We start from the raw sequence: 13,548 nt of genomic DNA, 5'->3' as shown, positions 1-13,548 counted from the left end.
GCCGAATCAACCCCTAACGTGCGTGCGCAAACCGCAGCGAATGTCGGTGCGTCGAACTTTCGCACCACCGCGAGCGCGCTCGATCAAGCGCGTAGTACGCCCCATGAAAGCACGCAGCGGCTCAGCGCGGCGGGCTATCAACCGTATCTCAGTGCGGTCGATAAATACCTCGGCGACGGCGGCGACTGGATGCGCAAAGCCGCCGATGCGATTGCCGCGAAAGACACCACGGCACTCCTCGCCACCATTGCCCATCCGCTGGGGTTCGGGTGGACCGCCCTGGCGGCGAGTGCGCATGGCGTCAACGTGAATAGCCAAGTGGCGACGGGCGCGGGTACGGAGAAGAAAACAGCGCCTGTGGTCGATGGCACAAAGAGCAACGTATATAAGGATCCGGCGACTGCTCATATGGATGCCGATCCGAAACGTAACCCCACCGTCGTCAACGGCGTGGCGCAGCCGTTGGTGGGGACAACGGGTAAACCGAAAGCAATACCGATGTATGAAACGGAACGGGACGGTATAGCTACTAGAGAGTTCAAGGGAAAAACTTACTTCCTCCAGAAAGATCAGGATGGATTTCCTGAGTTCACCATATATGAAACTTATTTAGATGATTCACACATTAACAGTGGCGACGAGAAAGCTCACTTTGCGGCAACCAACGGGCGACTTGGACAATTGTTGAAACAGGATTCCACGTTAAAGAAAACACTCGATTTAAATGACGAACAGGTGGAATTTTTTATGAGTGATCCGTCAAAAAGATCTTCCCCGCCAGATCTGACGTGGCACCATCATCAACGGACGGGCAAGGTGCAGTTGGTAAACAAAGACCTGCACGCACGGTACAATCACATTGGCGGCATGGAAATCTGGGGAGGCGGCCGAAATGTCTAACTCAATTATTTGGGAAAAGTATCTTAACAAAGACCTCGCGCGGGCATCAGAAAGCGACGTCAAAGCCGTGGAAGGTGAATTAGGTCGCGTCTTACCGGAGAGCTTAAAAAAGTTAATGATGGAGCATGGCGGAGAGACGCCAGTAAATTTATCAGTGAGGTATCCGAACGGGAAAGAGATGGCTCTTGAGTGCTTGTATCATGCTCATACGGGACAGAGCGAGGTTTACACAACAGCATGGCAGACGCCAAATCTAGCTGAACAAGGCTACGAAAACCTTGTCCCATTTGCAGACAGCGCGGGCAGCGTGTTTCTATGCCTCGACTACAGCGTAAGAGAAAAAGACCCGCCCGTGGTGATGCTGTTTCGCGGCTACATGACGACTGATCCTGATCACAAGCGCCGCCTCGCCTACAACTTCGACGAGTTCCTAAAAAAATACACGGTCTAACCGAAACACGTGGCGCCAGACTGCAAATTTGCGGTCTGGCGCTTGCCGTTGGTGCGGAGTAATGGGAGCAACACTCTTGCTCAACAACAGGCTCTAGAACTCGCTGCCTGCCAACAATGGTTAACAACGACTTCCGCCGTGGAAAGGTTCATCGGTAATAACGCCCAACCCACCGATGGCAAAGATAAAGAACAAACCCTACGGCATCTGCTGGCGAGTCGCCTTCGAATACTGCGCGGTGCACGAGGTTGGTCACAGGAACAGATGGCGGAGGTCAGCGGACTGCATCGCACCTACATCAGCTTAGTGGAACGCGCTAGTTGCAACATCAGTTTGGACAACATCGAGCGTTGCGCCCATGCCTTCGGGGTTACAGCGGCCGAATTACTTGGCGGTGATGGGGTTGCGGAGGGGCGTTCGGTGTCCGCATCGTCGAAGCGCGAGGCCAAGAAAAAGCGTAAGTGGCGATAGCTGCATCGATTTGCACATGTTGGTGGAATGGAAATTTGAAGAACGCGTTCTGTGCATGTTGCAGTTCATCAAAATGGACTTTTCACCCAGCTGGCGGCGTGGACCGCAACCGGCTGATGAGATCTTCGCTCAAGATATCATTGCCGATCCTGAGATCCTCGACCTCTTGATCGGTAATGTCCCGCTTCTCCATCTGGGCACGCTGCAACATCGCCGTCAGTTCATTGCGAGCACGAAGGCTGATTTGCAGTGCGGCAAAAATCACCTGCATGTTAGGTCCACTCATATCTGCCCTTCGACGAAAGAATTCGCGATGACTCAAATTATTGGCAATCAACGCCAGGATAGTGATGGCGGCGCCATCCAATTCTATCGTGCTGAAGCTTCGGCCTTGGAAAATACCAATGGCGAACGCTGTCACCGGCACCATATTAATGAACAGCACGCCATTGACCGCACCAACGAGTTTGATTGCCGTATTCCAGCTCAATACCGCCATTACGCCGCCGATCAGCACGAGATAGGCGATCTGCCATTTGACGGAAAGCACCTCGCTGACGGTCGGCGCATGAATCACGTTGCTTGTCGTCGCCACCGCCGTCACTAACAAAATGGTCACGGCACCGAGCAGACAGCTGATGGTGGTGTAGCGCAGCGGTGACCAACCGGAAAACTGGCCGGCGCCCATGGTGTAAAACAGCCAGCAAACAGCGCCGAGAAAGATCATGAGATCGGGTAGCAGGGCGCCGCCCTGCAGTGCGGCCCAGTTTCCTTTTGTCACCACCAGCAGCACGCCGGTTAGCGCACCGGCGATGCACACCAGCGTAGCGCGCTTGAGCTTGATGCCTTTAGTAACCCAAGAGAGCACTGCCGTTATCAACGGCATCAGCGCCACGATGATGGCGCCGTGTTCTGATGTGGAGCGCGATAATCCAACGAATACCAAAATACTAAAGCCGGCGAATCCGAGCGAGCCGAAGATGAACAACGACAGCGCGCGACCTTCCAGGCGAAATGCCTTTCGACCTTCGGTTAACCAAAGGATGGCGGCAAAAATGACCGATGCCAGTCCATAGCGGAACGCCGTCAGATAGAAACCGTCCATTATCGCTAGCGCGTTTTTGGCGATGGGAAACAACGCGCCCCAAGCCATCGTCGCAATTAGGAGCAGCGCGATACCGTAGCCTCGGCCATTTGTTTTCATGATTGTTGTCGCAATAGCTTGTTGCCAAGCTCCATTTTCGGCGATCTTTTATAGGAAACAATCCAGCGCCTGATAAACTAATAGTTTCTAATAGGAAACTATTGCCGGAGCCTATGGATAAAGCATTTCTCGAACAACTGGCAGGAATGGCGGTGTTCGTGAAGGTGGTGGAGTTGAAGGGTTTTTCCGCCGCCGGTCACCATCTGGGATTGACGAAATCGTCGATCAGTAAACATATCGCCCAGCTCGAGCGCTTGCTCGGTGCCAAGCTGCTCAATCGGACCACGCGTGCGCTGTCGCTCACCGAAGCAGGCCGTGAATTTTACGAGCGTGCGGCGCAGACGGTCGAGCTCGCGCAAGAAGCGCGCGCCACCGTGTCGCGGCTGGCGCAAACGCCGCGCGGAGCGCTGCGGGTGACGACGTCGGTGACGTTCGGAAAAATATGCGTGGCACCGCTGATTCCGGAATTTCTGGCGCGCTTTCCCGACATCCAGATTCAACTGGCCATGCTCGATCGGGTGGCCGACCTAGCGGACGAAGGTTACGATCTGGCGATCCGGCTGGCACGCACGCTGCCCGACGGCGTGGTTGCACGAAAGTTGTTGCCGATTGATTACGTCATATGTGCAGCTCCGGCTTATTTGCGCAAGCATTCGCTGCCGCGTGTTCCCAGCGATTTGGCGCGTCTTAACTGTCTTTATTACGGTCAGAACAACTTTTCTGATAAATGGATTTTCGACGGCGCAAAAGGACGGGAGACGGTTCGGGTAACGACCAACCTCGTTGTGAACCAGGGCGAGGTGATTCGCGATGCATTGCTGGCCGGCATGGGGGTGGGACTCTTACCGACCTTTATTGTCGAACGTGAGTTGCGCTCGAAGCGGCTCGTAGCGTTGTTACCGAAGTGGCAGCCGCTCAGCCCGCTCAGCGCCGCGTATGCTGTTTGGTTGCCGAACCGGCACGTTCCACCGAAGATGCGGGTGTTCATCGACTATCTGATTGAGAAGTGGAGCCGCGGGAAGTCAATATAGCTGTCGCAGTTTTGTGTCTTTCTGATAACGACAAGAGGACCGCCATGACCATCAAGCGAAACGATCTGGAAGCAGCCGCCAATGCCGGCATCTTGCAATCCAACCAAATTGACCCTTTGCTGGCGTTTTTACTTCAGCAAGACAGCAAGTCCGGTACGGCAAAATTCAGCGGCACGCATGTGCTCTATTACCTGGGTGGCATGTTGGCCATTGGCGCAGCGACTTTGTTTACGACGCTGGCAGTGGAATCGCTTGGCATGGCGGCGTTATTCGGTTTGTCGGTGTTGTACATAATTTGCGCGATCGGTGTGGCCGCCTGGTTCGAGAAACATGAGTTAGGCGTGCCCACGGCAATTTTTGCAACGCTAGCCATTGCGTTGGTACCGTTAGCGATCTTCGCGCTACAGCATGTGCTTGGTGTGTGGGCCGACGGCGCGAATGCCATGCACTATCGCGACTATCATGCGTGGATCGATTGGCGCTGGTTACTGATGGAACTAGCCACGCTGGCGGTGGGTGCGGTAATGCTGTGGCGCTTTCGCTATCCGTTCCTGGTCATGCCGATCGCGGTGACGTTGTGGTATATGGGGATGGATGTGGTACCGGCATTGCTCATACAGCTAGACGGCGATACCGGTGGGATATTCAGCGATGCTGGCTGGGAGTTGCGCAAGCAGATCACGCTGGTGTTCGGATTGTTGATGTTGTTGTTGGCATTCTTTGTCGACTTGCGTTCGCGGCACAGCAAGGACTATCCGTTTTGGTTATATCTGTTCGGCGTGATGACATTTTGGGGCGTGCTGTCGTCGATGGGATCGGGCGAGCTATCGGGTAAGTTGATTTATCTGGCGATTAATTTTTCGTTGATCTTCGTCGGCGCGATTTTAGGTCGACGGGTTTTTGCCGTGTTCGGCGGCATCGGCATCGCACTAGTGCTCGGCGACTTGTCGTGGCAGATATTCAAAGATAGTTTTGCATTCGTCGCTGTGCTGTCGCTCTTGGGATTTGCCCTGATCGGCGTTGGTGTTTGGTGGAGCAAGCGCGAGTCGGTTATTACGACAAAACTACGCGCATTGTTGCCGCAAGATGTGCGCGAGTTGCTGGAAGCGCGGACCGGTTAACAGCGCCAAAGCAGCCCTCTGAAAATCGTAGGGCAGGATGTGACGCAAACCAAAGACAGCGAGATTCGTATCGACAAGTGGCTGTGGGCCGCGCGATTTTTCAAAACTCGCGCGCTTGCCGCTGAAGCAGTCGCGGGCGGTAAGGTCAAAGTGAACGGCGAGCGAACGAAAGCCGCCAAAGCAATTCGGCTGAACGACGAGTTGCGCATCCATATCGGTCCGTATGAGCACGTGGTACGAGTGCGCGGCCTGTCCAACCGGCGCGGGCCGGCGTCGGCAGCCGCTTTGCTTTACGCAGAAAGCGACCAGAGCAAAGCGGCACGGGCCGCATTGGCGACGCAGTTGGCCCGCGAAAAAATCTATTTTTCCCACGGCGAAGGGCGACCAACGAAACGAGAACGGCGGCAGCTGATTCAGTGGAAGAAAGGCGATGACCGATAGCGCAAGGACCTTTATCGGTGGTTCACGAGCACCAGCAGAACCGCGCAAGAAAAACTCAGCATTACCCAACCGAATAGCGCGTAAGGCCAAGATGATGTTGGTAAAAGAACAGCATTGGGTTTCGCCAGATCTCGCGCGACCTGCGGAAATAAGATAACGGCGACCGACCAAAGCGGTAAGCCGTAGACCGCCCACACTGCGGAGAAAGATCGCCGTGCCATCCGGCCGTGCGATAGCCAGACAGTGAGCGGATTTTCCCAGTCGACCAGTAACATAACGACGCCCATCGACAGCAGTACGGCGATGGCGACAAGTTTGTTGGGCGACCAGAAGCGAGCGCCAGTACCGCCATCGGCAAAATGCTTATAAGGAAAATACAGCCAGCCGCAGAAAAGCAGAGCGCTAGCGATAATAACGAGAAGGGTCGACATTGGTTTTTATTCGTTAGCCGTCAAAACATTGGCGCAATCGGATCTGGGCATAATAACGCCACAATCCCGGCCGGCGCCCGTTCTTGACGGTCTCCCTGATCGCTGAGACGGGAACAATACCGATTCGTTTAGCTTTTTGGCACCGGCTTCTGCGAAAATCGCCTAATATTGTTGCCACACACCTGTGTGTGCCGATCAAAAAACGAGGGAGCTGATCACAAGGCCGTGACGATTTCCTCCTTGTTTCCTAAGGACGACATAGTATGAGTACAGCAGCAAAACCCAGCGGCGCGCGGCCGATTCTAAAATCGACCAAGCTCGCCAACGTTTGTTATGACATCCGCGGGCCGGTGCTCGCGCGCGCGAAGCAGATCGAAGAGGAAGGCCACCAGGTCATCAAGTTGAACATCGGCAATCCGGCGCCGTTCGGTTTCGAGGCGCCGGAAGAGATCGTGCAGGACGTCATTCGCAACTTGGGTAGCGCCTCCGGCTATTGCGACTCGAAGGGCCTGTTCGCGGCGCGCAAGGCGATCATGCACTACACGCAGCAGAAGCACATTCGCGGCGTGACTATCGACGACATTTACATCGGCAACGGCGTTTCCGAGCTGATCGTCATGAGCATGCAGGCGCTGCTGAACAACGGCGACGAAGTGTTGGTGCCGGCGCCGGATTATCCGCTGTGGACCGCCGCCGTCAGCTTGTCCGGCGGAACGGCGCGCCACTATTTATGCGACGAGGCGTCGGATTGGTTGCCTGACATCGCCGACATCCGCGCCAAGATTACGCCGAATACGCGTGCCATCGTCGTCATCAATCCGAACAATCCGACCGGCGCGTTGTATCCGGACGAGACCTTGTTGGCGATCCTCGAGGTTGCGCGCGAGCACCGCTTGATCGTATTCGCCGACGAGATCTACGACAAAGTGCTTTACGACGGCAGCACGCACACCTCGATCGCCGCGCTTGCCGACGACGTCCTTACTATTACCTTCAACGGCTTGTCGAAGAATTATCGCGCCTGCGGCTACCGCGCCGGCTGGTTGGTGGTCTCCGGCGAGCGGGCGCACGCGCAGGACTACATCGAAGGTTTGAATATCCTGGCGTCGATGCGGCTTTGCGCCAATGTACCGGCGCAGTATGCGATCCAAACCGCGCTCGGCGGTTATCAAAGTATCGACGATCTTGTTTTGCCGACCGGACGGCTCGGCAAGCAACGCGATCTTGCGCACGAGCTGATCACGCAAATCCCCGGTGTCAGCTGCGCCAAACCGAAAGCGGCGCTATATCTGTTTCCGCGGTTGGACCCGAAGATGTACCCCATCAAAAACGATCAGCAATTCATTCTCGAATTGCTCGAAGAGCAAAAGGTGCTGGTGGTGCAGGGCACGGGTTTCAATTGGAAGCAGCCGGATCATTTTCGTGTGGTGTTCCTGCCGAACACCGACGCGTTGACGGAAGCGATCGGGCGGATTGCGCAATTCTTAGATCGGTACCGCAAGCGTCATACAGCGTAACAAACGGTATTCCACCCATTCGTTGGCGTACGAACGGGTGGAGACCGCTTCGATTAACGTTAGTCGTTAACTAAATTTTTCCGGAAACTGTTTCGCCAGCGCTCCAGCCAACGCATCGGCAATGGCGTACATATGGCTCTTCATCGCCTCCCACGTCTGCGCTTCCCCAGCGTAGTCTTTGGATTTCAGTTGTTGAATTTGCTGAACGTGGTGACCGCCATGCGCGATCAGCATGGCGCGCACCGTGTCGACCGGTAGATTCGGATTGGCGTTGCTCAAAAAGACCGCGAGCTCGCCGCCGTTGGTGAGCATCGCCTTTTGGCCTGCGTCTTGTTTGCTGGAATCTCCTTTGGCGACCGCATCGAGATACTGCTTGATCGCACCGTAGTGCCCGGCCAACAGTTGGAATAATTTTTCCGACGCCGCTTTGCCGTAGAACGGCTCGATAGCGGCGGCGATTTGTTTGGCGTTGGCGATCGCTTGATTCTCGGCGTTGGTCGCTGCTGCCGCATTGCCGGCAAGCGTCGCTGCCGCCAGCTCGCGCACCCAGAATCCGTGACCAATCCATAGGTCACGTAACGCCGAGGCGGTTTGCGCGGTTTTGGCCGTCGGCGGCGGCGGGGTGGGGGTGCTGGCGCTGTGGGCGGTTACGGGTAGCGCGCTACTTATTAGTACGGCAAGGATTGAAGACGCCATCGTTAGTCGTTGTTTACGTATCACTGCGGTTCTCCCAAAACAGGTTGGTTAAAGGTGCGACGGGTAGGGAATGGCCCTTGTTTCCCGTGCGCACTTGACACTATACAGAACGGTCTGTATACTTTCAAATATGACAACGAACCCACCTGTAACCAGTGCCGCGCGCGACCGAATTCTCGAGGTCGCGACTCGATTGTTCTATCAGAACGGCATCCGCGCCGTCGGCGTCGACACGCTCATCGCCGAGTCCGCCGTCGCCAAGATGACCTTCTACAAACACTTTAAATCGAAGGACCTACTCGTTTTGGAGTTCCTGAAGCGCCGCGACGAAATGTGGCGCGCCTGGTTCGAGGAGACCGTGCAGCGGCTCGCGCCGGATGCCAAGGACCGGCCGCTGGCAGTCTTCGATGCGCTGGAGGAACGGTTTTCGAAAAAAGATTTTCGCGGCTGCGCCTTCATCAACACGATGGTCGAGCTGGCCGACGGCGAGCATAGCGCGCATCAGGCCGCGGCCGAGCACAAGCAAAAGGTGCAACGGATGGTGCATACACTGTTGACGGACGCCGGCTTCGAAAGGGCCGAGGAGCTTGCCAGTGCCTTTCTGCTGCTCATGGACGGCGCCATTGTGACGGCGGTGCGCGAACGGAAACCCGGTTCGGCCAAAGCGGCAAAAAAAATCGCCGCCGCCTTGCTTTCAACCTATCAACATTCTGCGAGATAAATCATGACACGTATTGCTTCGATCGACCCCGCTGCTGCCAGCGGCCGCGCCAAAGAATTACTCGACAGCACCAAGGCTCAGCTCGGACGCATCCCGAACCTGTACGGCTCGATGGCACAGTCGCCGGCGACGCTGGACGGTTATCTCGCGTTTCGCGGTGCCTTGGGTAAAGGCGTGTTGAGCGTGCAAATGCGCGAACGCATCGCACTGCTGACGGCGGCGATCAACGATTGCGGCTACTGCGTGTCGGCACACACCTTCCGTGGTTCGAAGATCGGATTGTCGGCAAGTGAGCTCGCCGCTACCCAACAGAGTCGATCGGAAGATCCGAAGAGCGCGGCGGCGCTGCAATTTGTCGACGCCTTGCTCGAACGCCGCGGCCTCGTCAGCGACGACGACTATGCCAACGTGAAATCACATGGCTGGTCCGATGAAGAAATCGGCGAAATGGTGGCACATGTCGCCTTGAACGTATTCTCGAACTACTTCAATCACGTCGCCAAACCGGCCTTGGATTTTCCGGCGGCCGAGATCGCGAGGTAGCCGATGAGCGCTACCTCTTCGATACCGGCAAGCGCGACCGGCCCGTTTGTTCGCGGTGGAATGTTGACGGCGGCGCTGATGACCGTGGTTTACGGCGCCGGCATCAGCGCCATGGCCGCGCCGTTCAGCGCTACCTGCGTGCTGCTCGCCTTGATGCCGCAAGCGCCGTTTTCGCAGCCGCGGACCCTATTGCTGGCGCACGTCATCTGTATCGTTCTCGGTGCCGGCTTCGCGGCATTACCGCTTCCCGCTTTTGTCGCCGTGTTCGGGGTGGTGTGGTTGTCCATTATGTTGATGGCGGTGTGCCGCGCCGTACATGCACCGGCGGTGGCGCATGCGGTCATCCTCACGCTCGGCGCGCAACCCGTTGCCACGTACTCGCGTTGGGCGCTGATACTCGCCGTCGCTTTCGCTATGTATGCCCGCGTATCGTCGCCTGTCGGCCGAACGAACTAACTCTGTGAGCAGATCGAGTTATGGCTAATGCGCAAGCTGAGTACATGATCGAAATAAATTCGATCGATTTGCCACGGCCGATAAATCAGATCGGAAAAATTATTGGCTTCACGGCGGCCGACGATGAACACTGGGCAGGCGTCGTCGATGTGCCGGCGTATGGCGCCTTGTCGCTGGCGCCGAATATGCGTACGGATCTTTACTTGCTTGAGGGCGAGCTGGCCGAGGGCGATGATCTCGTTTATCCCGTCGGGAGTTTCATTAACCGCCGTGTCGGCACAACGCTAATTGCCGGCGCCGCTGGCGCGCGGGTGTTTAGGTATAACGATCGTACGCACGCCGATTCGGCGGTTATGTTGCCCCGTCAGCTAAGGTGGCGCGAGGGCGGTGCGCCGGGCATGCAGGTAGCAACGCTTTTTAGCGTGCCGCACCGCTTGATGCTGGTGTCATGGCGTCCGGGCACACGGACACGTTTCCATCAGCATCCGTTCGGCGAGGAAATTTTCGTGATCGCCGGTGAGTTGCAGGATGAGCGCGGTCGCTATCCCGCCGGTACCTGGCAACGATTGCACCGCGAAGCCGGTCATGCGCCTTTTGCGGAAACGGATACGATAATTCTGCTGCGCAACGGTCACTTGCGCTCTTAAGTACAGTCCGCCGTCAGCGTGTCGCTTACAACCGCGACCAGCGTTGGATCCAACTTTTCGTGCCACTGAATGCCGATAGTTCGCGCGACCGTCAGGTCTGACACCGTGACCGCCACTAAATCGTCGGGCACTAAACTCTTCGGGGCGAGGGTGAAGTGTTTGCCGCTGCGGATCAGTTGGAATGCCAGCTGTTCGCGTTCGGCACGCACGCTAACTCGTAACGTCACGCCCGCCGCCCGCAATTGCGCGCGGCCAACAAGATCCAGCTCACAACGTGAGCGATGCACGAACGATTGGCGATCGAAATCGCGAATCGCAATGACACGACCGCGTACTTTGGCAAATGGGTGGCGTGGTGCCACGACCGCGACCAGCGGCTCGCGCCATAGCACCTGAGTATTTGGCGTTAGGTCGTTAACGTTGGTGCAAGCGATGTCGACCCGGCGCTGCGCCAGCCAGCCGGCGACACGCTCGGCGGAACCTTCCCACAGTTCTAACACGATGTCCGGTTGTTGCTTACCGAAGCGGCGAAGCAGGCTGACGATCGTGCTTTGTGCCAATGTATCGATAACGCCGAAGCGCAGCCGCCGCGGCTCGTCGGGTAGGCCGACAATGTCCGCGCGCGCGGCATCGCATTGCTTGAGGATGTCGAGCGCGCTTCGGTAAAACCGCCGACCGGCCGGCGTCAGACGCAGCGGCCGATTTGCCGGCGTCGACCGATCAAACAGTGATCGGCCGAGCTCGCTTTCCAGCGCTTTTAGGCCGGCCGATATCGCCGGTTGCGACAGATGCAACCGCGTTGCCGCCTTGTTCACGCCACCGTAATCGACCACGGCGGTAAGAAACCGCAGATGTTGAATCTTCATGATCAATAAATTTTATGACGTCTCATAAAAACAATCTATTTTAATTATTACCGAGCAGGGCGTAGGTTAGCCTCCCATCCAAGTCTAGGGAGAGCAATGATGGAAACCGTGGTTGCCGACACCATCGATACTATCGATGTCGACTACGTTCGCCGCGGCCTCGCCGCCAGCCACCTCGTTGTCCGCGATGGCCGCGCCGCATTCATCGACACCGGTCATCCAGCGGCAGTGGCGCTATTGCACGCCGCGTTAAACGAACGCGGACTCCGTCGTTCGCAAGTCGACTACGTCATGGTGACGCACGTGCACCTGGACCACGCCGGCGCCGCCGGTGGCTTGATGCGAACGCTGCCGAACGCAAAACTCGTCGTGCACCCGTTGGGTGCGCGGCATATGCACGATCCGGCGCGGCTGATGACGGGGGCGCGTGCTGTCTATGGCGATGTCGAATACGAGCGTCTTTACGGCAACGTCGTTGCGATCCCGAAGGAATGGATGATCGAAGTCAACGACGGTGATCGGCTGCCGTTGGGGGAAAGCGAACTATTGGCGATACATACGCCAGGACACGCGTGTCATCATTACTGTATCTACGACGCCGGCACTCGCAGTGTCTTTACCGGCGACACCTTCGGCATGTCATTTCGCGAGTTCGATACCAATAACGGCGCCTTCGCCTTTCCGACAACGACACCGGTCCAACTCGACCCACCGGCGCTGCATGCATCGATCGATCGGTTGTTGTCGCTGGATCCCGAGGCCGCCTACTTGACCCACTTTGGTCGGGTGACGGATCTTCGGCGGTTGGCGGCGGATCTCCATCGTGACCTAGAACGTTTTGTAGAAATTGCTCAGCGTCACTCGAACACTGGCGCCGATCGGAAAAATGCACCGATACCGCATTCATGAACGGCCGCCGGCAGAAAATTCTTTGCGTTGGTAATTTTCGACCGGTCCATAGTGTCTCCGTTTGGATAGAACCGAATGGATGCTCTATTGATGCAAGGTCTGATGGCCGTTGCCGGGCGCTGCTGGAAGCGCGCATCTTCGCCGAGGAACCAATTCAATTAGTGTAGTACGGACTCGGCGCAATGATCGGGGACGGCGATGGCTAGTCGACGGGCAACGGCGCTGGTGCCGACGCGTTAGGGAAGGAGCGGCGAAAGTAGCCGGCGCCAGCTTCCTACGCCAGCCTTATACCGGCGTAGTGCCAACGGCGTAACGCCGAAGAATGCACGGAAACTGGCGGTGAAATGACTATGACTGGCAAAGCCGCGCTCGACGGCGATGGCCGTCAGATCTGCACCGGCGTCGAGTACCGCTTCCAGCGCCTGGGTCAGGCGCGTGCGCACTACATACTGATGAATCGGCGCGCCGACTTCTTTGCGGAACACGCGCGCCAGATGATAGGGCGAGGTATTCGCTAACCGTGCTAGGTCCGCCAGTGTCCAGTGCTGATCCGGCTGCACCGAGATCGCTTCTTTAACGGTTTCGATCTGGCGCAATCGCCGGGTCAAGGTGAGAGACAGCCGCGCTCGTTTCTGTTTGCCTTCGTCCCGGCAGGCGGTGCGTACCGCCGCGCCGAGCAGAGCGACGCTGGTCTCCTCGATTTCCAACGGCTCGGCGGTGCCGCCCAGCAATCGCCGCCACAGCAAGCTGCGACCAAGTACCGCCGCCGGCGATAGCAACGCGTGTGTCGCCAACGACGGTGCGCTCAAATCTTCGGTGGCGACGGCATCGGCGAGCACGCTGGCGAGCGCGTTCTGCGAAAACTCGAGTGATAGGCAATCATCGCCGCTGCACGCCGGATGACTGATGCGATACGAGCGCGTGCGCCCGAATAGCAAGGCGTGGTTCGAGTTGGCGATGATGTGTTGGCGCGGTCCGTCGTGTTTAGCGAACACGCCATTCAGCGGCAGCACCAATAAATCTTTGCCCGGCTGCTCGACCTCGCCGCAACCCCAGTACGACGGACGACAGGCAACGTGCGTTAAGCATACGAGCTCGTTTTCGAACAAGCGGCGGCGAGCGAGAGCCATGCGTTCAGCGGTT

17 protein-coding genes are annotated in these 13,548 nt (G+C 57.2%); 12 read left to right on the top strand and 5 right to left on the bottom strand.

Features of this window, described 5'->3' with window-relative positions:
- The first annotated feature begins 408 nt into the window (after positions 1–408).
- The 3 genes from HY308_03925 (at position 409) to HY308_03915 (ending at position 1,822) form a co-directional block, all read left to right on the top strand.
- Entirely contained in the window at positions 409–900 is a 492-nt protein-coding gene (locus HY308_03925; GenBank protein ID MBI3897429.1) for an HNH endonuclease, read from the top strand.
- Positions 893–1,351, top strand: a complete 459-nt coding sequence (locus HY308_03920) for an SMI1/KNR4 family protein (GenBank protein MBI3897428.1) — start codon at positions 893–895, stop codon at positions 1,349–1,351. Before HY308_03925 ends, HY308_03920 begins: the two co-directional genes overlap by 8 nt.
- A gap of 150 nt (positions 1,352–1,501) precedes the next feature.
- On the top strand, positions 1,502–1,822 hold the full coding sequence (locus tag HY308_03915) for a helix-turn-helix transcriptional regulator (protein ID MBI3897427.1): 321 nt from the start codon (positions 1,502–1,504) through the stop codon (positions 1,820–1,822).
- A gap of 82 nt (positions 1,823–1,904) precedes the next feature.
- Here HY308_03915 and HY308_03910 read toward each other — a convergent pair whose 3' ends face one another.
- The gene (locus HY308_03910; protein ID MBI3897426.1) at positions 1,905–3,026 is read right to left on the bottom strand and encodes a DMT family transporter; all 1,122 of its coding nucleotides are present in this window, start codon (positions 3,024–3,026) and stop codon (positions 1,905–1,907) included.
- A 113-nt stretch (positions 3,027–3,139) separates the two neighbouring features.
- Here HY308_03910 and HY308_03905 point away from each other — a divergent pair, with 113 nt between their 5' ends.
- Genes HY308_03905 through HY308_03895 form a run of 3 tightly spaced genes read left to right on the top strand, consistent with a single transcriptional unit; the run spans position 3,140 to position 5,619 of the window.
- Positions 3,140–4,057: a LysR family transcriptional regulator gene (locus HY308_03905; GenBank protein MBI3897425.1), complete on the top strand. Its 918-nt coding sequence runs from the start codon at positions 3,140–3,142 to the stop codon at positions 4,055–4,057.
- A 44-nt stretch (positions 4,058–4,101) separates the two neighbouring features.
- Positions 4,102–5,178, top strand: coding sequence for a DUF2157 domain-containing protein (locus HY308_03900; protein MBI3897424.1), 1,077 nt, complete (start codon positions 4,102–4,104; stop codon positions 5,176–5,178).
- Between the two features lie 39 nt (positions 5,179–5,217).
- A complete protein-coding gene (locus HY308_03895) occupies positions 5,218–5,619 on the top strand; it encodes an RNA-binding protein (protein MBI3897423.1) in 402 nt (133 codons plus the stop codon).
- A gap of 11 nt (positions 5,620–5,630) precedes the next feature.
- Here HY308_03895 and HY308_03890 read toward each other — a convergent pair whose 3' ends face one another.
- Positions 5,631–6,050 carry a hypothetical protein gene (locus tag HY308_03890; protein MBI3897422.1) on the bottom strand — a complete coding sequence of 140 codons (420 nt, stop codon included), beginning with the start codon at positions 6,048–6,050 and terminating at the stop codon, positions 5,631–5,633.
- 263 nt (positions 6,051–6,313) lie between these two features.
- On the opposite strand from HY308_03890, the gene HY308_03885 reads away from it, so the two are divergent.
- Complete coding sequence (locus tag HY308_03885) at positions 6,314–7,567, top strand: pyridoxal phosphate-dependent aminotransferase (protein MBI3897421.1); 1,254 nt, start codon at positions 6,314–6,316, stop codon at positions 7,565–7,567.
- Positions 7,568–7,633: 66 nt separating this feature from the next.
- Here the strand turns inward: HY308_03885 and HY308_03880 are convergent, their stop codons facing one another.
- Entirely contained in the window at positions 7,634–8,284 is a 651-nt protein-coding gene (locus HY308_03880; protein ID MBI3897420.1) for a hypothetical protein, read from the bottom strand.
- Between the two features lie 109 nt (positions 8,285–8,393).
- Between HY308_03880 and HY308_03875 the strand changes: the two genes are divergently transcribed.
- From HY308_03875 to HY308_03860, 4 genes are read left to right on the top strand one after another with little or no spacing between them, the layout of a single operon-like run.
- Entirely contained in the window at positions 8,394–8,984 is a 591-nt protein-coding gene (locus tag HY308_03875; GenBank protein MBI3897419.1) for a TetR/AcrR family transcriptional regulator, read from the top strand.
- A 3-nt stretch (positions 8,985–8,987) separates the two neighbouring features.
- A complete protein-coding gene (locus HY308_03870; protein MBI3897418.1) occupies positions 8,988–9,527 on the top strand; it encodes a carboxymuconolactone decarboxylase family protein in 540 nt (179 codons plus the stop codon).
- Between the two features lie 3 nt (positions 9,528–9,530).
- Positions 9,531–9,983: an HPP family protein gene (locus HY308_03865; GenBank protein ID MBI3897417.1), complete on the top strand. Its 453-nt coding sequence runs from the start codon at positions 9,531–9,533 to the stop codon at positions 9,981–9,983.
- Between the two features lie 20 nt (positions 9,984–10,003).
- The gene (locus HY308_03860) at positions 10,004–10,630 is read left to right on the top strand and encodes a cupin domain-containing protein (protein MBI3897416.1); all 627 of its coding nucleotides are present in this window, start codon (positions 10,004–10,006) and stop codon (positions 10,628–10,630) included.
- Here the strand turns inward: HY308_03860 and HY308_03855 are convergent.
- Positions 10,627–11,496 (bottom strand): LysR family transcriptional regulator, encoded by an 870-nt coding sequence (locus tag HY308_03855; protein ID MBI3897415.1) that lies wholly within the window; start codon positions 11,494–11,496, stop codon positions 10,627–10,629. The two genes, HY308_03860 and HY308_03855, sit on opposite strands and share 4 nt — an antisense overlap.
- A gap of 96 nt (positions 11,497–11,592) precedes the next feature.
- Here HY308_03855 and HY308_03850 point away from each other — a divergent pair, with 96 nt between their 5' ends.
- Positions 11,593–12,405, top strand: a complete 813-nt coding sequence (locus HY308_03850; GenBank protein ID MBI3897414.1) for an MBL fold metallo-hydrolase — start codon at positions 11,593–11,595, stop codon at positions 12,403–12,405.
- A gap of 236 nt (positions 12,406–12,641) precedes the next feature.
- Here HY308_03850 and HY308_03845 read toward each other — a convergent pair whose 3' ends face one another.
- On the bottom strand, positions 12,642–13,535 hold the full coding sequence (locus HY308_03845; GenBank protein MBI3897413.1) for a helix-turn-helix transcriptional regulator: 894 nt from the start codon (positions 13,533–13,535) through the stop codon (positions 12,642–12,644).
- Between the last annotated feature and the right edge of the window lie 13 nt (positions 13,536–13,548).

The organism is Gammaproteobacteria bacterium, from assembly GCA_016199745.1.
Classification (GTDB): domain Bacteria; phylum Pseudomonadota; class Gammaproteobacteria; order Acidiferrobacterales; family Sulfurifustaceae; genus JACQFZ01.
The sequence above is the reverse complement of the archived record's forward strand: the minus strand, read 5'-3'. Positions and strand labels throughout refer to the sequence as shown.

Bases quoted from the DNA above. Each gene is read 5' to 3' on its own strand.
- HY308_03925 (MBI3897429.1), top strand. From the start codon at position 409: ATGGATGCCGATCCGAAACGTAACCCCACCGTCGTCAACGGCGTGGCG.
- HY308_03920 (MBI3897428.1), top strand. From the start codon at position 893: ATGTCTAACTCAATTATTTGGGAAAAGTATCTTAACAAAGACCTCGCG.
- HY308_03910 (MBI3897426.1), bottom strand. From the start codon at position 3,026: ATGAAAACAAATGGCCGAGGCTACGGTATCGCGCTGCTCCTAATTGCG.
- HY308_03905 (MBI3897425.1), top strand. From the start codon at position 3,140: ATGGATAAAGCATTTCTCGAACAACTGGCAGGAATGGCGGTGTTCGTG.
- HY308_03900 (MBI3897424.1), top strand. From the start codon at position 4,102: ATGACCATCAAGCGAAACGATCTGGAAGCAGCCGCCAATGCCGGCATC.
- HY308_03890 (MBI3897422.1), bottom strand. From the start codon at position 6,050: ATGTCGACCCTTCTCGTTATTATCGCTAGCGCTCTGCTTTTCTGCGGC.
- HY308_03885 (MBI3897421.1), top strand. From the start codon at position 6,314: ATGAGTACAGCAGCAAAACCCAGCGGCGCGCGGCCGATTCTAAAATCG.
- HY308_03875 (MBI3897419.1), top strand. From the start codon at position 8,394: ATGACAACGAACCCACCTGTAACCAGTGCCGCGCGCGACCGAATTCTC.
- HY308_03870 (MBI3897418.1), top strand. From the start codon at position 8,988: ATGACACGTATTGCTTCGATCGACCCCGCTGCTGCCAGCGGCCGCGCC.
- HY308_03865 (MBI3897417.1), top strand. From the start codon at position 9,531: ATGAGCGCTACCTCTTCGATACCGGCAAGCGCGACCGGCCCGTTTGTT.
- HY308_03860 (MBI3897416.1), top strand. From the start codon at position 10,004: ATGGCTAATGCGCAAGCTGAGTACATGATCGAAATAAATTCGATCGAT.
- HY308_03855 (MBI3897415.1), bottom strand. From the start codon at position 11,496: ATGAAGATTCAACATCTGCGGTTTCTTACCGCCGTGGTCGATTACGGT.
- HY308_03850 (MBI3897414.1), top strand. From the start codon at position 11,593: ATGATGGAAACCGTGGTTGCCGACACCATCGATACTATCGATGTCGAC.
- HY308_03845 (MBI3897413.1), bottom strand. From the start codon at position 13,535: ATGGCTCTCGCTCGCCGCCGCTTGTTCGAAAACGAGCTCGTATGCTTA.